The 21,123-nt window shown below is 70.7% G+C and carries 18 protein-coding genes and 1 pseudogene; 6 read left to right on the top strand and 13 right to left on the bottom strand.

Features of this window, described 5'->3' with window-relative positions:
* Positions 1-55 precede the first annotated feature (55 nt).
* The gene (locus ABT147_RS16535; RefSeq protein ID WP_351406426.1) at positions 56-1,327 is read left to right on the top strand and encodes an LCP family protein; all 1,272 of its coding nucleotides are present in this window, start codon (positions 56-58) and stop codon (positions 1,325-1,327) included.
* 82 nt (positions 1,328-1,409) lie between these two features.
* On the opposite strand, the gene ABT147_RS16540 is transcribed toward ABT147_RS16535, so the two are convergent.
* Positions 1,410-1,775: a four-helix bundle copper-binding protein gene (locus tag ABT147_RS16540; protein ID WP_351406428.1), complete on the bottom strand. Its 366-nt coding sequence runs from the start codon at positions 1,773-1,775 to the stop codon at positions 1,410-1,412.
* 179 nt (positions 1,776-1,954) lie between these two features.
* Complete coding sequence (locus ABT147_RS16545) at positions 1,955-3,112, bottom strand: acyl-CoA dehydrogenase (protein ID WP_351406430.1); 1,158 nt, start codon at positions 3,110-3,112, stop codon at positions 1,955-1,957.
* Positions 3,113-3,328: 216 nt separating this feature from the next.
* Here ABT147_RS16545 and ABT147_RS16550 point away from each other — a divergent pair, with 216 nt between their 5' ends.
* Positions 3,329-4,672, top strand: coding sequence for a UDP-glucose dehydrogenase family protein (locus ABT147_RS16550; protein WP_351406433.1), 1,344 nt, complete (start codon positions 3,329-3,331; stop codon positions 4,670-4,672).
* 148 nt (positions 4,673-4,820) lie between these two features.
* Here ABT147_RS16550 and ABT147_RS16555 read toward each other — a convergent pair whose 3' ends face one another.
* Positions 4,821-5,327, bottom strand: a complete 507-nt coding sequence (locus tag ABT147_RS16555) for a CGNR zinc finger domain-containing protein (protein WP_351406435.1) — start codon at positions 5,325-5,327, stop codon at positions 4,821-4,823.
* A gap of 104 nt (positions 5,328-5,431) precedes the next feature.
* Here ABT147_RS16555 and ABT147_RS16560 point away from each other — a divergent pair, with 104 nt between their 5' ends.
* Positions 5,432-5,794, top strand: a complete 363-nt coding sequence (locus tag ABT147_RS16560; RefSeq protein WP_351406437.1) for a VOC family protein — start codon at positions 5,432-5,434, stop codon at positions 5,792-5,794.
* Between the two features lie 140 nt (positions 5,795-5,934).
* Here ABT147_RS16560 and ABT147_RS16565 read toward each other — a convergent pair.
* The 4 genes and pseudogenes from ABT147_RS16565 to ABT147_RS16580 form a co-directional block, all read right to left on the bottom strand.
* Positions 5,935-7,044, bottom strand: a pseudogene (locus tag ABT147_RS16565) (dipeptidase); the annotation flags it as partial.
* A 537-nt stretch (positions 7,045-7,581) separates the two neighbouring features.
* A complete protein-coding gene (locus ABT147_RS16570) occupies positions 7,582-8,769 on the bottom strand; it encodes a dipeptidase (protein ID WP_351406725.1) in 1,188 nt (395 codons plus the stop codon).
* Between the two features lie 58 nt (positions 8,770-8,827).
* Entirely contained in the window at positions 8,828-9,352 is a 525-nt protein-coding gene (gene purE, locus ABT147_RS16575) for a 5-(carboxyamino)imidazole ribonucleotide mutase (RefSeq protein ID WP_351406439.1), read from the bottom strand.
* On the bottom strand, positions 9,349-10,509 hold the full coding sequence (locus ABT147_RS16580; RefSeq protein WP_351406441.1) for a 5-(carboxyamino)imidazole ribonucleotide synthase: 1,161 nt from the start codon (positions 10,507-10,509) through the stop codon (positions 9,349-9,351). The genes purE and ABT147_RS16580 overlap by 4 nt, the downstream gene beginning before the upstream one ends.
* A gap of 262 nt (positions 10,510-10,771) precedes the next feature.
* Here ABT147_RS16580 and ABT147_RS16585 point away from each other — a divergent pair, with 262 nt between their 5' ends.
* Positions 10,772-11,335: a GtrA family protein gene (locus tag ABT147_RS16585; protein ID WP_351406443.1), complete on the top strand. Its 564-nt coding sequence runs from the start codon at positions 10,772-10,774 to the stop codon at positions 11,333-11,335.
* A 311-nt stretch (positions 11,336-11,646) separates the two neighbouring features.
* Here the strand turns inward: ABT147_RS16585 and ABT147_RS16590 are convergent, their stop codons facing one another.
* Together ABT147_RS16590 and ABT147_RS16595 are read right to left on the bottom strand one after the other, a co-directional pair.
* The gene (locus ABT147_RS16590) at positions 11,647-12,915 is read right to left on the bottom strand and encodes a sensor histidine kinase (RefSeq protein ID WP_351406446.1); all 1,269 of its coding nucleotides are present in this window, start codon (positions 12,913-12,915) and stop codon (positions 11,647-11,649) included.
* A 243-nt stretch (positions 12,916-13,158) separates the two neighbouring features.
* Positions 13,159-13,836 (bottom strand): response regulator transcription factor, encoded by a 678-nt coding sequence (locus tag ABT147_RS16595; protein ID WP_351406448.1) that lies wholly within the window; start codon positions 13,834-13,836, stop codon positions 13,159-13,161.
* 636 nt (positions 13,837-14,472) lie between these two features.
* Here ABT147_RS16595 and ABT147_RS16600 point away from each other — a divergent pair.
* Positions 14,473-16,017: a peptide MFS transporter gene (locus ABT147_RS16600; protein WP_351406450.1), complete on the top strand. Its 1,545-nt coding sequence runs from the start codon at positions 14,473-14,475 to the stop codon at positions 16,015-16,017.
* Positions 16,018-16,089: 72 nt separating this feature from the next.
* On the opposite strand, the gene ABT147_RS16605 is transcribed toward ABT147_RS16600, so the two are convergent.
* The 4 genes from ABT147_RS16605 to ABT147_RS16620 all read right to left on the bottom strand — a co-directional run bounded on the left by ABT147_RS16605 (position 16,090) and on the right by ABT147_RS16620 (position 19,756).
* A complete protein-coding gene (locus tag ABT147_RS16605; protein ID WP_351406728.1) occupies positions 16,090-17,121 on the bottom strand; it encodes a hypothetical protein in 1,032 nt (343 codons plus the stop codon).
* Positions 17,122-17,311: 190 nt separating this feature from the next.
* Positions 17,312-18,064, bottom strand: coding sequence for an LPXTG cell wall anchor domain-containing protein (locus ABT147_RS16610; RefSeq protein WP_351406453.1), 753 nt, complete (start codon positions 18,062-18,064; stop codon positions 17,312-17,314).
* 310 nt (positions 18,065-18,374) lie between these two features.
* Positions 18,375-18,890 carry an ATP-binding protein gene (locus ABT147_RS16615; protein WP_351406454.1) on the bottom strand — a complete coding sequence of 172 codons (516 nt, stop codon included), beginning with the start codon at positions 18,888-18,890 and terminating at the stop codon, positions 18,375-18,377.
* Positions 18,891-19,387: 497 nt separating this feature from the next.
* A complete protein-coding gene (locus ABT147_RS16620) occupies positions 19,388-19,756 on the bottom strand; it encodes an STAS domain-containing protein (RefSeq protein ID WP_351406456.1) in 369 nt (122 codons plus the stop codon).
* Between the two features lie 235 nt (positions 19,757-19,991).
* Here ABT147_RS16620 and ABT147_RS16625 point away from each other — a divergent pair, with 235 nt between their 5' ends.
* Positions 19,992-20,906, top strand: a complete 915-nt coding sequence (locus ABT147_RS16625) for an RNA polymerase sigma factor SigF (RefSeq protein ID WP_351406459.1) — start codon at positions 19,992-19,994, stop codon at positions 20,904-20,906.
* Positions 20,907-21,123 lie beyond the last annotated feature (217 nt).

Genomic DNA, 21,123 nt, shown 5'->3' on the forward strand with positions numbered 1-21,123 from the left:
TTGTTTTTCATCGACCCTTGTAAAGGGCACAGCCCGACCCGGCACACTGGGGCGCATGAACGATTGGCCCGAGGGATGGTCCGGCAACAACCGCGGCGGCGACTACGCCCAGCCCGATGGACCGCGTGTGATGCGCCAGGTCCGTCGCGGCCCGTCGGCACCCCCTCAGGGTGGCGTGCCCCAGCAGCCGTCGTACGGCGACCCGTACGGTGACGGCTACGGCAACAACGGCCCCGACCAGTACGGCGGCGGCTACAACAGCGACTACAACACCGGCCAGGTGTACGGCTCCGGCGGCGCCGGCGGTGACGGCTACGGCGGTGGCCGGGGTGAGCGCCCCGCGCCGAACTGGCGGCGCCGCATCAAGGTGACGGCGATCACGGTCACCGTGGTGGTGCTCGCGACGACGATCGGCACGTACTTCTGGGCCGACTCCAAGCTGAACCGCGAGGTCGACCTGTCGAAGGTCATCGAGCGGCCGGAGGCGGGCGAGGGCACCAACTACCTGATCGTCGGCTCCGACAGCCGTGAGGGCCTGTCCGACGAGCAGAAGAAGGAGCTCCACACCGGGTCCGCCGACGGCAAGCGCACGGACTCGATGATGATCCTGCACACCGGCTCCAACGGCCCGACGCTCATATCCCTGCCCCGTGACTCCAACGTCGAGATCCCGACGTTCGTCGGCTCCGAGTCCGGCAAGACCTTCAAGGGCACCGGCCGCCAGGTGAAGCTGAACGCGGCGTACGCGGAGGACGGGCCCGAGCTGCTGGTCCGTACCGTCGAGGCCAACACGGGGCTGCACATCGACCACTATGTGGAGATCGGCTTCGCGGGCTTCGCGAACATCGTCGACGCGGTCGGCGGCGTGGAGATCGACATCCCCAAGGGCGGTCTGAAGGACACCAAGTCCGGTGCCGACTTCGAGGCGGGCAAGCAGACGCTGAACGGCGAGCAGTCCCTCGCCTTCGTCCGCACCCGCTACGCCCTCGCGCGCAGCGACCTGGACCGTACGAAGAACCAGCAGAAGTTCCTCGCGGCCCTCGCCAGCCAGACGGCGACGCCGAGCACGGTGCTGAACCCGTTCAAGCTGTACCCGACGATGAGCGCCGGCCTGGACACCCTGATCGTCGACAAGGACATGAGCCTGTTCGACCTGGCCGACATGTTCTGGGCGATGAAGGGCGTGACCGGCGGCGACGGCAAGTCCATGAACATGCCGATCTCGGGCAACGCCGGCAACGGCAACCTCCAGTGGGACACCGCGAAGGTGAAGCAGCTGGTGGAGCAGTTGAAGAACGACGAGACGGTGACGGTGACGGGCAACTGACCCGCACCGCACCGCACGACACGGCACGGCACGGCTGAGGGGCACCCTGGTGACGGGGTGCCCCTCGCTCGTTCCGTGCGGGTCAGGCGGTCGCGCCCGCCATCGTCCGGCACGTCTCGGAGCAGCGGCGACACGCCTCGGCACATCGCATCATCTGCTGATCGTCCGGCATGGACATACACGCCTCGGCGCACATGTCACAGGCGCGGGCGCACATCGCGCACATCTCGGCGGACAGCGGCGAGCGGCGCATCATCATGTCCGCGCACATACGGGTCATCTCGGCGCAGTCCATCAGGGCGCGCATGATCTGCATCTGGGCCTGGCCGCCGGCCTGCATGCAGGAGCTCATGGTCTCCTCGCACACGCCGTGGCACGTCATGCAGGCGTTGACGCAGTCCTGCATCTCCTTGCTCATCGCGGTCATGGCTCCGGCGTTCTGCTGCATGGCTCCTCCTGGGGGCGGGGTGGGAGCGGGGTCCGGGGGCGGGCCCCGCGCACTTCCGTCCTACGCCTCCCGGCCCCCGCCCGCCATCGGGCGGACGGAAACAATCCGCCCCATCCGTCCCGTACGACAACAGCCCCCGGCGGGATGCCGGGGGCTGTGCACGGATTGCGCCGAAGGGGTTACGGCAGGTTGCGGGCCATGACGATGCGCTGGACCTGGTTGGTGCCCTCGTAGATCTGCGTGATCTTGGCGTCGCGCATCATGCGCTCGACCGGGTAGTCACGGGTGTAGCCGTACCCGCCGAGGAGCTGGACGGCGTCCGTGGTGACCTCCATGGCGACGTCGGAGGCGAAGCACTTGGCGGCGGCGCCCTGGAAGGTGAGGTCCTTGTCGCCGCGCTCGGACTTCGCCGCCGCCTGGTACGTCAGGGCGCGGGCGGCCTCGACCTTCATGGCCATGTCGGCCAGCATGAACTGGATGCCCTGGAAGTCGGCGATCGGCTTGCCGAACTGCTTGCGCTCCTGGACATAGCCCTTGGCGTAGTCGAGGGCGCCCTGGGCGACACCGAGGGCCTGGGCGGCGATGGTGATGCGGGTGTGGTCCAGGGTCTTCATCGCCGTGGCGAAGCCGGTGCCCTCCTCGCCGATGATGCGGTCGGCGGGGATGCGGACGTTGTCGAGGTAGACCTCGCGGGTCGGGGAGCCCTTGATGCCGAGCTTCTTCTCCGGGGCGCCGAAGGAGACACCCTCGTCGGACTTCTCGACGACGAAGGCGGAGATTCCCTTGGAACGCTTCTCCGGGTCCGTGACGGCCATGACCGTGTAGTAGTCGGAGACGCCCGCGTTGGTGATCCAGCGCTTCACGCCGTTGAGGATCCAGTGGTCGCCGTCGCGGACCGCGCGGGTCTTCATCCCGGCCGCGTCGGAGCCCGCGTCCGGCTCGGAGAGACAGTACGAGAACATCGCGTCGCCCTTGGCGAGCGGGCCCAGGTACTTCTTCTTCAGCTCCTCGGAGCCGGAGAGGATCACGGGCAGCGAGCCGAGCTTGTTGACGGCCGGGATCAGGGAGGAGGACACACAGGCGCGGGCCACCTCCTCGATCACGATGACCGTGGCGAGCGCGTCGGCGCCGGCGCCGCCGTACTCCTCGGGGACATGGACGGCGTGCAGGTCGTTGGCGACCAGCGCGTCCAGCGCCTCCTGCGGGAAGCGGGCCTCCTCGTCCACGGCGGCGGCGTAGGGCGCGATCTTCGCCTCGGCGAGGGAACGGATCGCGTCACGGAGCATGTCGTGCTCCTCGGACGGGCGGTACAGGTCGAAATCAGCCGATCCGGCCAAGGTCTCTCACGCTCCTGACGCTAACTACCGTTAAGTAACCCAATTTTAGTGGCCTGCCCGTGCGACGGGGACGTGAGTTTGACGACAGGGCCGCGAACCCTCGGGGAATCTGCCCGGTGAAGGGCTCGAACACGCCCCGACTATGCTCACGTGCACGCGTGCACATCGGTTGTGCACGCGTGCACAATCGCCGGCCGGACATCCCAGGAGCACCCCATGGCCCTCAAGATCACCGTGATCGGCACCGGCTATCTCGGCGCCACCCACGCCGCGGCCATGGCCGAGCTGGGGTTCGAGGTGCTCGGGCTCGATGTCGTCGAAGAGAAGATCGACATGCTCCGGCGGGGCGAGGTCCCGATGTACGAGCCGGGTCTTGAGCAGCTGCTGCGCAAGCATGTCGCCGGGATCGAGGGGTCGAGCGGGCGGCTGCGCTTCACGACCGACTACGCCGAGGTCGCGGCCTTCGGCGATGTCCACTTCGTCTGTGTGAACACCCCGCAGCGGCACGGCGAGTACGCCTGCGACATGAGTTACGTCGACGCGGCCTTCGCCTCGCTCGCCCCGCATCTGACGGGCCCGGCCCTGGTGGTCGGCAAGTCGACGGTGCCGGTGGGGTCCGCCGACCGGCTGGCCGCCTATCTCGCCGAGCACGCGCCGGCCGGGGCGGACGCCGAGCTGGCCTGGAACCCGGAGTTCCTGCGCGAGGGCTTCGCCGTGAACGACACGCTCCACCCGGACCGGATCGTGGTGGGTGTGCGCAGCGAGAAGGCCGAGAAGCTGCTGCGCGAGGTGTACGCGACGCCGGTCGGCGAGGGCTCGCCCTTCGTGCTCACCGACTTCCCGACCGCCGAGCTGGTGAAGACCTCCGCGAACTCCTTCCTCGCCACGAAGATCTCCTTCATCAACGCCATGGCCGAGGTGTGCGAGGCCGCCGGGGGCGATGTCGCCAAGCTGGCGGAGGCCATCGGGCACGACGACCGGATCGGCAAGAAGTTCCTGCGGGCCGGTATCGGCTTCGGCGGCGGCTGTCTGCCGAAGGACATCCGGGCGTTCATGGCCCGCGCCGGTGAGCTGGGCGCCGACCAGGCGCTGACGTTCCTGCGCGAGATCGACTCCATCAACATGCGCCAGCGCGGTCAGATGGTGGAGCTGGCGCGGCAGGCGCTGGGCGGCGGGTCCTTCCTGGGCAAGCGGGTCGGCGTGCTCGGCGCCACCTTCAAGCCCGACTCCGACGACGTACGCGACTCCCCCGCCCTCAACGTGGCCGGGCAGATCCACCTCCAGGGCGGCCAGGTCACCGTCTACGACCCCAAGGGCATGGACAACGCCCGCCGCCTCTTCCCGACGCTCGGATACGCCGACTCCGCGCTCGCGGCCGTACGGGGCGCCGACATAGTGCTGCACCTGACCGAGTGGCGCGAGTTCCGTGAGCTGGACCCGGCGGCGCTGGGCGAGGTCGCGTCGACGCGGCTCGTGCTGGACGGGCGCAACGCGCTGGACCCGGAGCTGTGGCGACGGGCCGGGTGGACGTACCGGGCGATGGGGCGGCCGACCGCGTAGGACGCCTCGCAAGGGGCGCCTGGTGGGGAGCCTGCTGAGGGTGCCTCATGGCAGCAGAAGGTGACGCCGTTCCGGCCGAGGCTCAGTCGGCCGGAACGGCGTCTTCTCATATTGTCCACCGTTCCGGCGGCCGACGGGGGCGAAGCGCTTACTTCGCTCGGTAGCGGCGCATCTTCGCGCGGGCGCCGCACACCTGCATCGAGCACCAGCGGCCCCGTCCGGCGGGGCTGCGGTCGTAGTACGCCCAGTGGCAGTCGGGGGCCTCACAGGCCTTGAGACGCTGCCAGGTGCCCGCCGCGAGGGCCTCGGCGACGGCCGCGGCCACCCGGGAGACGAGCGCGGCCGGGTCGGCGGCGGGGCGCAGGGCCGCGGAGCCGTCCTCGGCGGAGACCGCGACGATCAGGGGCGCGGCGGCCAGGAGATCGCCGAGCGGGGTCACCGGGCCGTGCGGTGCGTGACCGGCGTGCGCGAGGAGGGCCGCCCGGAGGGACTCCCGCAGCGCGCGTACGGCCGTGAGGTCCTCGTCGGCCGCCAGGTCCAGGCGGGCGCGGCCCTCCGGCGTGTCCAGGGCGTCGGCGCCCGACTCCAGGTCCAGCGTGTTCACCAGCCGCTCGACGAGGGCCAGGTCGCCGGGGGCGGATGCTCTCTCACTCACATCGGCGACGTTACCTCTTATGGGGATGCATGAGGTAACCGTTACTGGTTACTCTGCTCTAGAGGTAACCGCACACGCGAGCAGGAACGAGCAAGGAGAAGGCCATGGCCATCGCCAAGCTGGATGTCGTCGTTCTGGACTGTCCCGACCCGGCCGCCCTCGCCGGGTTCTACGCCGAGGTGGTCGGCGGGAAGGTCAGCGGGGAGGGGGAGTGGGTGGACCTGGAGGTGCCGGGCGGGGGCGCGCGGCTGGCGTTCCAGCGGGCGCCGGGGTTCGTGGCGCCCGAGTGGCCCTCGCCTGAGCGGTCGCAGCAGTTCCATCTCGATCTCGGTGTGGAGGACATGGACGCGGCGGAGAAGCAGGTGCTGGCGTTGGGGGCGACGGTGCTGGACGCGGCGGATCGTGAGCGGGGGTTCCGGGTGTACGCGGATCCTGCGGGGCATCCGTTCTGTCTTTGCCGCGACTGAGTGAGGGGTGGGTCGCGGTAGGGGGAGGGGCGCGGGGTGGGTTCGGCGGCTGCGGGTTCGTCGTGGCTGGTCGCGCAGTTCCCCGCGCCGCTGAAAAGCGTCCCCGCGCCCCCAGGTTGAAAGGGGGCGCGGGGTGACGGCTATCCGTCCAGCTCCGCGATTCTCGCCGTCGAGGCCTCTCGGCGGTCCTTCGCCGCTCTGGCCGTGAAGTCGGCCGTGCGGAGGACTCGTTGGACGTTGCCCCAGGTGAGGAGGGCGAGGTCGGGTTCGGACCAGCCTCGGTGCATCAGTTCGGCGACGAGGTGGGGGTAGCAGGAGGCGTCGGTGAGGTCCCGGGGGTGGGCGGCGCCGGAGTCGTAGGTGCCGGACAGGCCGACGCACTCGGGGCCGGCGATCGCGCGGACGTGGTCGAGGTGGTCGGCGACGTCGCGGACGGACGGGCCGGTCTGCTCGGCGGTGAGCGGCACCATGCACAGGCCCCGGGCCTCGCCCAGCGCGGCGAGGAGGTCGTCGGAAAGGTTGGCGGGGTGGGACCGCAGGGCGCCGGCCGCCGAGCGGGTGCACACGACCGGGGCGCGGGAGACCGCGAGCGCCCGGCGGACGGTCGGCTCGGAGGCGCCGGAGAGGTCGGCGAGGACACCGATGCGGTTCATCTCGCGGACCACCTCCTCGCCGAACCGGCTCAGCCCGGACTCGCCCGCCCAGGACGCGCCGGCCAAGGTGAGGGCCTTGAGGCCGAGCCCGTGCAGGGCGCGCAGGATACCGAGGGAGTCGCCGATCGCCGGGGCTCCGGCGGGGCCGAGCAGCACGGCGACACGGCCGCAGTTGCGGGCGTCGGTGGTCTCCCCCGCGCTGTGCACGAGCCGCAGGCCCTCGGGGTGGGCGTGGACGACCGTCCGGACCAGGTCCAGCTGCTCCAGCGTGGCGCCGACGGCCCGCTCACCCGTCAGACCCTCCGGCAGGTGCAGCGACCAGAACAGCGCCCCGATGTGGCCCTTGCGCATCCGCGGCACATCGGTGTCCACCCCGCCCTCGCCCAGCTCCAGGTCGTACCGGGGCAACTGACGCAACACCCACGGCAGCCCGCTGTACCCGTCGGCCACGGGGTGCGCGACGAGGAACGCGTGGGCCTCGTCCAGCTCGGAGGGGGGCTCTACGGCATCGGGGTCGGTGAGGCCGGGTTCGGCGAGGCCGGGCTCGGTGAGGCCGGGTTCGGTGAGGCCGGGTTCGGTGAGGCCGGGTTCGGCCGTCGTGGTCGCCGCTGTCGCAGTCGCCGCTGTAGCGGTCGCCGCGGAGCGCTTGGCGGTCCTGTCCTCGGCGGTGCGGCCCCGGTCCTGCCCGGCCTCGGGTCGCTCGCGGCCGGGGCGGGAGGCAACGGGGGCGTCGGCGGTCGCCTCGGTGTGCCCGGCGTAAGCGCGGCTGCCGTTTGTCCGACTGCCGTCGGCTCGGCTGCCGCCGTCGGCCCGATCACCGCCGGGGGCTATCGGCTCCTCGTCCGGCGGCCGGTGGCCCGGTTTCGGCTTTCGCTTCGTGTCGGTGGTGGGCGGGGTGTCGAGTTCCCCCGCCTCCCCCGCCGCTTGCAGTTCGTCCTGCAGATCTGCCATGGCGGACCTCCGTAGCCGTTGGGTGATCGCAGTACTCGTCACCGTGGCACGGGGGCCGCGCGCCTTCCTGGTGGGTGGGGCGTTCGGGTTGTACGGCCGTGGCGGGGCCGCCGTACGCCACCCGGGTGAGGCCCGGGGGACGTACGAGCGGCGGTCCGGTGGTGGTCCGGGTGGCGCCCGGCGTCACCCGTCCAGCTGCGCCGGCGTCGCGTTCGACGGGCCCGTGCGGGCCTGGAGGTCCCGGGCCACGTCCTCCGCCGCGCCCAGCACCCGGACCGCGTTCCGCCAGGTCAGCTTGGCGAGGTCGGGCCGGGACCAGCCGCGGTCGAGGAGCTCGGCGATCAGGTTCGGGTAGCAGGAGACGTCGCCCAGGCCGTCCGGGGTGAAGGCCGTGCCGTCGTAGTCGCCGCCGATGCCGAGGTGGTCGATGCCGGCGACCTCGCGCATGTGGTCGAGATGGTCGGCGACCGTGGACACCGTGGCGACCGGGCGCGGAGTGCGCTCCTCGAAGGCACGGTGGACCGCCATCCCCTCGGGGGTGGTGTCGAGGTGGTGGAAGCCGTGGGCCCGCATGTTCTCGTCGGCGGCGGCCGTCCAGTCGACGGCGGCCTGGAGCACGAACTTCGGCACGAACGTCACCATCGCCACTCCCCCGTTGGCCGGGAGCCGCTCCAGGACGTCGTCCGGGATGTTGCGGGGGTGGTCGCAGACGGCCCGCGACGAGGAGTGGGAGAAGATCACCGGGGCGACGGAGGTGTCCAGCGCGTCGCGCATCGTCGTCGCGGCGACGTGCGAGAGGTCGACGAGCATGCCCTCGCGGTTCATCTCCCGGACGACCGCCCGGCCGAAGGCGGACAGACCGCCGACCGCCGGCTCGTCCGTCGCGGAGTCCGCCCAGGGGATGTTGTCGTTGTGGGTGAGCGTCATATAGCGGACGCCGAGCGCGTACAGCGCCCGCAGGGTGGCGAGGCTGCTGTCGATGGAGTGGCCGCCCTCGGCGCCCATCAGGGAGGCGACACGGCCCTCGGCGCGGGCCGCCTCCATGTCGGCGGCGGTCAGCGCGGCCCGCAGCTCGGCGGGGTAACGGTCGATCAACTGCCGTACGCAGTCGATCTGTTCGAGGGTGGCCGGGACCGCGCTCGGCAGGGCGTCGGCGTGCGAGGGGACGTACACCGACCAGAACTGCGCGCCGACCCCGCCCGCGCGCAGCCGCGCCAGGTCGGTGTGGAGGAAGGCGCTCTGGTCGACGGCGATGTCCCGCGCGCCCAGGTCGTAGCGGACCTGCTCGCGCAGCGCCCAGGGCAGGTCGTTGTGCCCGTCCGCGACCGGGAACTCCCGCAGCAGCTCCCGAGCCGCCTCCAGCGATGCCATGTCCATGCCCATACTCATGCCCCCCGTGTCCCCCGTGATCCCCGACATTCCGTTACGTCTACTTCCCGAAGCCGAAGCCGTTGCCCGCGCCCTCGACCTTGGTGCGCAGGCGCTTGCCCTTCTCGGTGGCCTGGTCGTTCAGCTCCTGCTGGAACTCCCGCATCCGGCCGAGAAGTTCCTCGTCCTGCGTGGCGAGGATGCGCGCGGCCAGCAGACCGGCGTTGCGGGCCCCGGCGACGGAGACCGTCGCGACGGGCACACCGGCCGGCATCTGCACGATCGACAGCAGGGAGTCCATGCCGTCGAGGTACTTCAGCGGCACGGGCACACCGATGACCGGCAGCGGGGTCACGGAGGCGAGCATGCCGGGCAGATGGGCGGCGCCGCCCGCACCCGCGATGATCACCTTGAGGCCCCGGTCGGCCGCCCCCTCGCCGTACGCGATCATCTCGCGCGGCATCCGGTGGGCGGAGACGACATCGACCTCGTACGCGATCTCGAACTCGTCGAGGGCCGCCGCGGCGGCCTCCATGACGGGCCAGTCGGAGTCCGACCCCATGACGATTCCTACGACCGGGCTCATTCGGTGATCGTGCCTCTCAGATAGCCGGCGGCGTGACGGGCGCGCTCCAGCACGTCGTCGAGGTCGTCGCCGTAGGTGTTGACATGACCGACCTTACGGCCGGGCTTCACGTCCTTGCCGTACATGTGGATCTTGAGCTGCGGGTCGCGGGCCATGCAGTGCAGGTACGCGGAGTACATGTCGGGGTAGTCGCCGCCGAGGACGTTGACCATGACGGTCCACTTCGCGCGGGGGCGCGGGTCGCCGAGCGGGAGGTCGAGGACGGCCCGTACGTGGTTGGCGAACTGCGAGGTGATCGCGCCGTCCTGGCTCCAGTGGCCGGAGTTGTGGGGGCGCATGGCCAGCTCGTTGACGAGGATGCGGCCGTCGCGGGTCTGGAACAGCTCGACGGCGAGATGGCCGACGACGTCCAGTTCCTTGGCGATGCGCAGGGCCATCTCCTCGGCGCGCAGCGCGAGCGTTTCGTCCAGGTCGGGCGCCGGGGCGATCACGGTGTCACAGACGCCGTTCACCTGCCGCGACTCCACGACCGGGTACGCGACGGCCTGGCCGTGCGGCGACCGTACGACGTTGGCGGCCAGCTCCCGTACGAAGTCGACCTTCTCCTCCGCGAGGACCGGGACACCGGCCCGGAAGGGCTCGGCGGCGTCCTCGACGGACCGGACGACCCACACGCCCTTGCCGTCGTAGCCGCCGCGGACCGTCTTGAGGATGACCGGAAACCCATCGCCCTCGGCGCCCTCGGGGAGTCCCTCGGCGGCGAAAGCGGCCACGTCGTCGGGGTCCGCGACGATGCGGTGCCGTGGACAGGGCACGCCGATCGCGTCGAGCCTCGCGCGCATCACCCCCTTGTCCTGGGCGTGCTGGAGCGCGTCCGGGCCCGGGCGTACGGGGATGCCGTCCGCCTCCAGCGCCCGTAGATGCTCGGTGGGTACATGTTCGTGATCGAACGTGATCACGTCGCAGCCCTGCGCGAACGCACGCAGCGTGTCGAGGTCGCGGTAGTCGCCGATGACGACATCGCCGACGACCTGCGCCGCGGAATCCTGAGGGGTGTCACTGAGGAGCTTGAACCTGATGCCGAGCGGGATGCCCGCCTCGTGTGTCATACGAGCGAGCTGCCCCCCGCCGACCATGCCGACTACCGGGAACGTCACGCCCCCAGGGTATCGGCCACGGAATCGGCCACTCCCGGGTGCCCGATTTCCCCGCCCATTTCCCCACTGGACCGCCCCAGGACCTCCCTCGTATCCCGGCTGTGAGCTCCCGCACAGGCGTTGCCCAGGGGCGCTGGTTAGCATGGCTGAACCAGTGGATTTCGACCGAAGATCAACTCATACCAGATCATTTCGGACGGGGCAGCGACCGGCTGACCACCGGCACGACACCGACCGGACCGAACGACGGGGGCCGCACACGATGGGAAATACCACCTCGGGGCCTGATACGAAGCCCCGCGGCGCCCTGCGCCGCCGGATCGACCTGCTCGTACGGGAGGTCGCCAAGTTCGGCGCGGTGGGCGGTGCGGGGCTCCTGGTGAACCTCGCCGTCTTCAACCTCGTGCGGCACACCACCGACCTCCAGGTGGTCCGGGCCAGTGTCATAGCCACGGTCGTCGCCATCGCGTTCAACTACGTCGGGTTCCGCTACTTCACGTACCGGGACCGTGACAAGAGCGGCCGTACGAAGGAGATGTCGCTGTTCCTGCTGTTCAGCGCGGTCGGGCTGGTGATCGAGAACGGGGTGCTCTACACCGCCACGTACGGCTTCGGCTGGGACAGCCCCCTGCAGTCCAACATCTTCAAGTTCCTCGGCATCGGCGTCGCCACCCTCTTCCGCTTCTGGTCGTACCGAACCTGGGTGTTCCGGGCCCTCCCGGCTCGCGAGGCGGTGGCAAACGCGGAATCGTTCCTCGAAACGGGGGCTGCCCACCCACCCGCCCTCACTGGGGGTGCGGCGAAGCGAACGAACAACAGGCCGTAGAAGGGCACGGGGCACGGGGCCCACAGCCCTGGCTTCCCACGCGGGGCGCACCCCGGCTTTCCAGACTGGGCGCACCCGCGGCTTTCAGGCTGGGCGCGCCCTCGGCTTCTCAGCGGGGCGCAGCCCCGGCTTTTCGGGCGGGCGCAGCCCCGGCTTTCCAAACGGCGCACCCCCCGGCTTTTCAGGGGCACGGGGAACTGCGCGAGAAGCCCCACCGGCCCGCGGTCGCCGACGAACGCCCGGAGGCCGCGACGCATCCGCGAACCCCCTCACACCGACCGCCGACCGCCGAGAGCCGAGCGACCGCCGGCCTACCTGACCGGCCGGTCCTCGCCGGACGGCGTCCGTACCGGCGTCCGCGACAGGAACAACCCGAACACCGGCGGCTGCGCCTGAAGCATCTCCAGCCGCCCCCCGTCCGCCTCCGCGAGGTCCCGCGCCACCGCCAGCCCGATCCCCGTCGAGTTGCGCCCACTGATCGCCCGCTCGAAGATCCGCGCCCCGAGGTCGGCGGGAACGCCGGGCCCCTCGTCGGTGACCTCGATCACCGCCTGGTTCCCGGTGACCCGCGTCCGCAGCGCCACCGTGCCACCGCCGTGCATCAGCGAGTTCTCGATCAGCGCGGCCAGCACCTGCGCGACCGCGCCCGGCGTGCCCACGGCCTGAAGGTGCCGCTTGCCGGAGCTGACGACGGCCCGCCCGGCGCTGCGGTAGGCCGGCCGCCACTCCTCCAGCTGCTGCTTGATGACCTCGTCGAGCTCGAAGGAGACGGCGGAGCCGTTGCGGGGGTCGCGGGAGTTGGTGAGAAGCCGCTCCACGACGTCCGTGAGCCGCTCGACCTGGGTGAGCGCGATGTGCGCCTCCTCCTTCACCGTGGCGAGGTCGTCGGTGAGGGTGATCTCCTCCAGCCGCATCGACAGCGCGGTCAGCGGCGTACGCAGCTGGTGCGACGCGTCCGCCGCGAGGCGCCGCTCGGCGGTCAGCATGCGGCCGATGCGCTCGGCGGAGGAGTCCAGCACGTCCGCGACCCGGTCCAGCTCGGGGACGCCGTACCGCTTGTGGCGGGGGCGCGGGTCGCCTGAGCCGAGCCGTTCGGCGGTCTCGGCGAGGTCGGTGAGGGGGGAGGCGAGGCGGTTGGCCTGGCGTACCGCGAGGAGGACGGCGGCGATGACGGCGAGCAGGGCGACCGCCGCGATGATCAGCAGCGTACGGCCGACCTCGCGGCTGACGGCCGAGCGGGACTCCTCGACCGTGACGACCTCGTCCTTCTCGCCCTTGGCCTCATGGCGGATGACGTCACCGACGGGCTTCTCGCCGATCTCGATGGTGTTCTGGCCGGGGATCTCGATCCGGGCGTAGCGCTCGTCGCCGACCTGGTCCCGGAGGACCTCGGCCGTGATCCGTTCGTCGCCGATGATCCGGCTGTCCACGATGCTCGTCAGCTGGACCGCCTCGGACTCCACGCGTTCCTCGGCGCTGTTGCTGATCGTGCGGGTCTCGACGATGACGAGGGAGACACCGAAGACCGCGATGACGACGAGGACGACGGCGAGGGTGGACTGAATGAGACGGCGACGCACGGTTGCCCTCCGGGCGGGGCGGGTGTTCTGGGACCTTCGATTGTGCGGCACCCGGCGCCTGCCGCCGAGCGGGGGCCGGTGTCGCTTACCTGCGCCGACAGGGCGGCGATGCGCCTCTTGAGGGCCGAAGGCCCCTCCAGGGGCGCGGGGAACCGCGCGACCAGCCACCACCCACCCGCAGCCGCCACACAACCCACACCCCCGACCCCTGGGGCGCCCGGCTCACCCCACACCCGGCAGGGATCAGTTCTTCTCGAACCGGAACCCGACCCCCCGCACCGTCGCGATGTACCGAGGATTCGCCGCGTCGTCCCCCAGCTTCTTCCGCAGCCAGGAGATGTGCATGTCCAGCGTCTTGGTCGACGACCACCACGTCGTGTCCCACACCTCACGCATCAGCTGGTCACGGGTGACGACCCGCCCCGCGTCACGCACCAGCACCCGCAGCAGGTCGAACTCCTTCGCGGTGAGCTGCAACTCCTCGTCCCCCATCCACGCCCGGTGCGACTCGACGTCGATCCGTACCCCGTGGGTGGCGGGCGGCTGCGCCGGCTCCGTGGCGCCGCGCCGGAGCAGGGCCCGGACGCGGGCGAGCAGCTCGGCCAGCCGGAAGGGCTTGGTGACGTAGTCGTCGGCGCCCGCGTCGAGGCCGACGACGGTGTCCACCTCGTCGGCGCGCGCGGTCAGGATGAGGATCGGGATGGCGTGGCCCTCGGCGCGCAGCCGACGGGCCACCTCCAGACCGTCCATGCCGGGCAGCCCCAGATCCAGGACGACCAGGTCGATGCCACCCTGCATTCCGGCGTCCAGCGCGGTGGGTCCGTCCTCACGGACCTCCACCTCGTACCCTTCCCGGCGCAGTGCGCGAGCCAACGGCTCCGAGATGGACGCGTCGTCCTCGGCGAGCAGTACACGGGTCATGGAGTGATGGTAGTCCGCCGAGAACCGCAGGTGGAGGGTGATCGGCAAGCACGATTCACACCTTTGTCCAACGGTTCTCTTACTTCACCGGGGCATGATCCACTGCGACGGGCGTTTCGTCCCGCCCGGGTGAAGATCCGGGCCGTCGCGTGGAGAAGGCGCCCGGGTCCGGTGCGAATCACGCGCCGATCCCGTGAAGACGACGCGACCGGGCCGCGCACCCCGGCACGACACCCTGCGTCTCCTCATCACGAACCCATGATTGACCTTCGAATAGGCGCGCACGGTTGCCTTCTTACCTGTGATCCGCCTCTCAAGCCCTTCCGTTTCCCTCAGTCTTCTGACGTATGGTGACGGAACGCCTGTAGCAACACGTGGGGACCTTTGGCGGCATATCGACGCTGAAGGTCTCTTTTATGTGCGTAATGACCTGTGGCCGGGCCCCGAACCCGCGGGACGCATCGATGCGTTGACGCGCGTAGAGGGGCGTGGATCCCGGTGGCCGCCGTCCGCCGCCCCGTGACCCGGGGCGGAATCCCCGTGGGCGTGGGGTGGACGTCCCGGCCGGCCGGTGCCGGCCGCCCCTCCACCGGGCGCGCGCCCCCACGACGCCGTCCCGACCTGCAAGGAACGACCATGGCGTCCAGCCTGACGAAGGACTCGCCCGGCCGGGGAACCCCCGGCCCCGAGACCACCTTCTTCGGCCACCCCCGCGGACTGGCCACTCTCTTCATGACCGAGATGTGGGAACGATTCTCCTACTACGGCATGAAGGCTCTCCTCACCGTCTATCTGCTCTCCGGCGGCCCCGACGCCGGCAAGGGGAGCATGGGCGGCGGCCTGGCCATGGACCTGGCCACCACCACCACGATCGTCGCCGTCTACTCGGCGATGGTGTACCTGCTCGCGATGCCCGGCGGCTGGCTCGGCGACCGTGTCTGGGGCCCCCGCAGGACGGTGACGATCGCCGCGGTCACGATCATGTCCGGGCACCTGGTGCTCGCCCTGCCGGGCGGTCAGGCACCGTTCTTCGCGGGCCTGGCACTGGTCGCGGCCGGCTCCGGGCTGCTGAAGGCCAACATCTCCACGATGGTGGGCCACCTCTACGACGGCCCCGGGGACCCGCGACGCGACGGCGGCTTCACGATCTTCTACATGGGCATCAACGCGGGTGCCTTCTTCGCGCCGCTGGCCATCGGCACCGTCGGCCAGGAGGTCAACTGGCACCTCGGCTTCGGTCTCGCCGCGGTCGGCATGGCCATCGGTCTCGCCGTCTTCCTCGCCGGCAGCCGGACCCTGAGCCCGACGAGCGATGTCGTCCCCAAGCCGCTGGCCGCCGAGGAGCGTGCCTCCTGGCTGCGCAAGGGTCTGCTCTGGCTGGCCGTCGCGGCCGTCTTCTACGGCGCCGTGGGTCTCAGCGGCCACTTCACCCTGAACTGGGCGATGATCCCGCTCACCGTCATCGGTCTGGTCGTCCCCGCCGGTGTGCTGCTGCGCATCAAGCGGGACAAGGAACTGACCACCGCCGAGCAGTCGAAGATGACCGGCTACATCTGGTTCTTCGTTGCCGCCGCCGTCTTCTGGATGATCTACGACCAGGGCGCGTCCACGGTCCAGGCCTTCGGCTCGAACGACGAGAAGGTGGCCGGCTCACTGCTCGGCTTCGAGTTCCCGACCTCCTGGTACCAGTCGCTGAACCCGCTGTTCATCATGGCGCTGGCCCCGGTGTTCGCCTGGCTCTGGCTGTGGCTGAACCGCCAGGGCAGGGAGCCCAGCACGGCCGTGAAGTTCGCCATGGCCCTGGTGCTCATCGGCGTCTCGTTCTTCTTCTTCCTGATCCCGCTGGGGATGGCGGCGGACGGCACCCTGGCCAGCCCGATGTGGCTGGTGGGCATCTACTTCATCCAGACCGTCGGTGAGCTGTGCCTCTCCCCGGTCGGCCTGTCGGTGACGACGAAGATGGCCCCGGCCAAGTACGCCAGCCAGATGATGGGCGTGTGGTTCCTCGCGGTCACCGCGGGTGACTCCGTCACCGGCCTGCTGTCCAACCCCGCCGTCGGCGGCTTCGACCTCAGCGGCTCCGGCATGGTCGCCGTCGAGGCCACCCTCGCCGTCCTCGCCGGCTTCGCGATCTACATGTACCGCAAGAAGGTCAGGGCCCTCACCGGCGACGTCAACTGACCTCGGCAAGACCGAACGGGACAGGGCCGCCGTACCTCCGGGTGCGGCGGCCCTGTCCCGTCCTCTCGGCTCCTACGTGGACGGGTCCTCCTGAGCCGAGGAGAGCCCCGTCGGCCGCGTCGCCCCCGGATCGGTGTCCGGTGTGAACCAGGGCAGCGCCGACCTCGTACGCGACGGGGACGGCGTGCGGGGCTGCGCGTGCGCGGCGGTCGAGGCGGCCGGCCCGGACACCCATCCGGGAAGTCCGGGCATCCTCGGCCTCCGCCGCCTCCGTTCGGGAGCCTCGCGCCCCGGCCGCACCCGCTCCACCCCCGCCATCCCGATCCGGAACAGCGCGGCCGGTACGACGAGGCAGAGCATCAGCCAGAAGAGGGTGACGCCCCAGGGGCGGCCGACGTTCCAGGGCTGTTCGGTGAGGACCTTGCCGCCGTGTTCGAGGGAGACGGTGTAGTCGCCGTGGGCCCCGGCCGCGAGGGTCACGGGCAGGGTGATGCGGGCCTCGCGGCCCGGCTGGATGGTGCCGCGCCACTGCTGTTCCTCCCAGCGCGGCGCGAACACTCCGTGGGAGGTGCCGACCTGGAAGACGGGGTTCCTGACCGGGGAGGTGCCGACGTTGCCGACGGTGAGCACCAGTTCGCGGGCGGGTGGTGCCCCGAACCATGTCAACAGCCCACTTGAGCCCTCCAGTCGGCTGTCCGTCAGGAGCGAGAGGTGTCCGCCGGCCGCCTCCCTCGGCAACGGCTCGACCGAGTGCCCGGCGACCTGGAAAGCCGCGTCGGCCTCCGCCTTCGGCCCCGTGATGGTGGAGACGTGCACGACACACGGGCACGACACCGGAGGCTCGGCCACCGGCAACTCCCGGCGGAATGCGCCCTTGTCGTCGGCGGTGACGGCCCGCCCTTCGGCGTTGGCACAGGAGTCGGTGCCGCCGGGCACACCCCGCGACGGCGTCGACCGACCGCAGATGAGCACCATCAGGATCGCCTTCGGCCGCCAGCCGGCACCGGTCACGGTGACCGAACCACCGGTGCCCGCCTGCGACTTGGACAGCCGCACGGTCGGCTTGTCGGCGGCCGCCGTCGGCGTCGCCGTCTGAGCCTGCATCCATGCCTGCGGCTGCGACTGCGCGAGCCCGGCCGTGAGCGGCGCTCCGAGCACCATGGCGAGGGCGAGCGCCACCACCATGAGCGCCCTCGCCGAGATCGAAGCCACGGTCGAGGTCGAGGCCAAGGTCGAGGTCGAGGTCGCGTACGACGCCGGGGTCCGTCGCCCACTGATCACGTTCCGGCTCCCGTCAGCGACGTACCGCCTGGTTCCTGCGCGTCACCCACAGCACGCCCGCCGTCCCCGCGAGCAGCACCGTCCCGCCGAGCGTGCCGAGCGCGACCGCCGAGTCCAGGGGCCCGGTCTGCGGAAGCTCACCACCGGAACCACCGGAACCGCCCGAACCGCCGGACCCACTCGACCCGCCCGAGCCCCCGCCGTCGGACCCACCCCCCGTACCGCCCCCGCCCGCCGCGGTGACGTCGAGCGTCAGTGACGGGCCGGGATCGTTGCCCGGTGTGCAGGTCGTCACCGTGCCGAGGGCCTCGATGGTGAGGACGCCCGCGGTGAAGTCGACCTTGCCGGTCTTCTTCGGGGCGTAGATACCGCTCAGGTCATTGATCTTGATCGGTGTGTTGGCCGGAATCGCCTCGTCGTTCGCCGGCCCCGTGACCTTGAGCGTGCCGCTGTCGACCCCGCCCAGTTCGATCGTGGCGCTCGGCGTCATCGCGCCCTTGCCCAGTTCGACCGGGCTCGACGAGACGCCCTTCTGCCACGACATCGTGATCCTGTAGACGTCGCCGGTCTCGACGCCCTTGATGTCGATCGGCGACACCGCGGACTTGTCCCCGATCGGCGTCTTGCAGTTGTACTCGACGTCCACGACCTCGGCATGGGCCACCGGGGCGGCCAGCAGCACCGCCGAGCCGGCCAGGGCCGCGAGGGACGCGAGCGCGGCGGTTCGTTTCTGGTACGTCCGGTACGACACCTCGGCACCCCACATTCTGACGGAACATCAGATCGGCGGCTCAAGGTACGCCGGGGCCCGTGGAGAAGGAAGACACACGCAGGTGTCGGATGTGTGTCGATGGACCGGGCTCGCCTCGCGGCGGTGGGTACGCCGGGGAAACCCGAGGGACGCGGGACCATGGCGACATCCGCCGCTCAACCGCTCAACCGCTCCACCGCTCCGCCGCGTTCGGCCACGAGAACCCGCGGCCGCGAACGCGCAACGCCCCCACAACGCTCAGGCAGACACCCCTCGGCTCCACCCACAACGCTCGGCAGATGCCCCCCGGCTCCGCCCACAACGCTCAGGCAGGCGCCCCCAGCTCCGCCCACACCGTCTTCCCGGCGGCGCCGGGAGCCCGTACGACCCCCCAGTCCAGACACAGCCGCTGCACGATGAACATCCCGTGCCCGCCGGGCCGCCCGGCCCGATGCGGCGTCCGTGGCGCCGGATTCCCCGTGCCCCGGTCGGACACCTCGATCCGCAGCACCTTGTTGTCGCACGCGATCCGCAGCTCGGCCGGGCCTCCCGCGTGGAGACAGGCGTTGGTGACCAGCTCGGACACCACCAGCAGCACATCCTCCGCCGCCGCCCGATGGTCCGCGGTCGCGGCGGGCAGCCACCCCCACGCGTACAGCGCCTGGCGGGTGAAGTCACGGGCGAGCGGCACCACCCCGCTCTCGCCGTCGAAGCCGAGCCGACGGGACTGACGACTCGTGGCGGGGGCCCCGGGCGGGTCTCCGCCTGGCACCCCGGAAGCGCCGCCGGCACCCGGTTCCGGGCCGCGGTCGCCCGGCGAGAAAGGCCGGGTGGTGCTCATCAGCGCTTCACCTCACCGATTCACCAGTTCACGATTCAGGACTTGTCAGGGGTGCGGGACGAAGGCCCGCGGTGCATGCCGTTTTCTGCTGTCATCCGTTGCGCCATCCGTACTTCCGTCGCAATCCGTCGTACCGCCCGACCGCCACCGGGCCACTGCCAGGCCGCTGCCGAGCCGCTGCCGGGTCACGGCCCCGCCTCCGCGAGCCGCCACCGGGCCACCACCCCGCTTCGCCTCCGCCGAGCTGTCGCCGGGCCCCTTCCGGGCCACCGTCGACCTGTTCGCCGACCCGTTCAGGATGTCTCCTGCCCGAGCGAACCGTCAGAACACCCACGTTTTCGGCACAGAAGCTGTGACGCGAATAACGCGCCGGCCGGGAGGGGGCACCCGGGGGTCGTCCTCGCGCACGGGACCACCGCTCCGACGGCTCCGACCGGTCCGGCCGGCCGGTCGGACGGCACCCCTCGGCGGGGGCCACGGCCGGGCCGGGCACGGCCCTAGTCGCCCAGGGCCGTTTCAAGGGTGTCGTGGACGGTGAAGACCGCGTCCGCCCCGGTGATCTCGAAGACCCGCGCCACCGCCGGGAGCATTCCCGCCAGATGGACGCCGCCGCCCGCCGACTCCGCCCCCAGCCGGACGCCCAGCAGGACGTTCAGCCCGGTGGAGTCGCAGAACTCCAGGCGCGAACAGTCCACCACCAGACGCGTGAATCCTTTTTCCAGGCAGCTTTCGAGTGGCTCACGCAACAGATCGGCGGTGTGGTGATCGAGCTCACCCGCCGGGGTCACGACGGCGCTGAGGCCCTCTTCCCGCACCTCGACCCGTAGCCGGCCCGACTGTGCGCTGCCGACCGTCCCACGGTCCATGCCGTCTCTCTCCCGACCGTCGTGACTGCTGACTCGCCCTCGAACACTACGCCTTCTCCACACTCTCCGACACCCGAACAATCCCTCGAAAAGGGACATTTCGGCACAGTACGCACTTGCGACGACGTCGTGAAACCGGGTAGGGCTAGTAGTGACACCAATCGACACGGCCGGCTTTGGAGGCGCCGCACACCGCAGTGCACGTATTGGCATCGGCGGCCATATGCCGAGAACGATGGAGGACATCATGTCACCCCGGCTCGACGAATCGCATACCCAGAGGGCGACGTCGGCATCCGCCCCGGAAGAGACACAGGACGGCCTCGCCCACGATTCGGGCGACGCGCTCGCCGACCTGCCGGAGATCCCCCCGTACGACGAGGTGGGACCGGTGGACGCGCGGGCGTTGTCCAAGACCCTCTTCGAGCGGCTGGAGTCCCTCGAGGAAGGCACGTACGAGTACTCGTACGTCCGCAACACCCTGGTCGAACTCAACCTGGCCCTGGTCAAGTTCGCCGCCTCCCGGTTCCGCTCCCGCAGCGAGCCCATGGAGGACATCATCCAGGTCGGCACGATCGGCCTGATCAAGGCGATCGACCGCTTCGAACTGAGCCGTGGCGTCGAGTTCCCCACGTTCGCGATGCCAACCATCGTCGGCGAGATCAAGCGTTTCTTCCGCGACACGAGTTGGTCCGTGCGCGTGCCGCGCAGACTTCAGGAACTCCGGCTCGACCTGGCCAAGGCCGGTGACGAACTCGCTCAGAAACTCGATCGCGCTCCTACGGTGGGAGAGCTGGCGGAGCGCCTCGGGCTGACGAACGACGAGGTCGTCGAGGGCATGGCGGCGTCGAACGCGTACACCGCCTCGTCGCTGGACGCCCAGCCCGAGGAGGACGACTCCGAGGGCGCGCTGGCGGACCGGATCGGTTACGAGGACCACGGGCTCGAAGGCATCGAGTACGTCGAGTCCCTGAAGCCGCTGATCGCCGGACTGCCCCCGCGCGACCGGCAGATCCTTTCCCTGCGGTTCGTGGCCAACATGACGCAGTCCGAGATCGGGGACGAGCTGGGCATCTCCCAGATGCACGTCTCCCGGCTGCTGTCCCGCACGCTGGTACGGCTGCGCAAGGGCCTGACGCTGGAGGAGTGAGCGCGGGCGCGCGCCGAACGGTGCCGTGCGCGGCGCCGTGCACAGCGCCGTCCACCGCCATGGACTGGCGCTGTCGACAGCGCCAGGGACGGTGACAGAAGTCGGCCGGGTACGCCAGGAGTTACGACACTCCTGGCGTACCCGGCCGAACTGTTGTCGGCCTGCCATCCATCTCGCCCCCTTACCGCAAGAAACCCCTTCCCTCTGGTTCGCCTTC

Origin of the sequence: Streptomyces sp. NPDC001868 (assembly GCF_040297125.1) — a bacterium.
GTDB lineage: Bacteria > Actinomycetota > Actinomycetes > Streptomycetales > Streptomycetaceae > Streptomyces.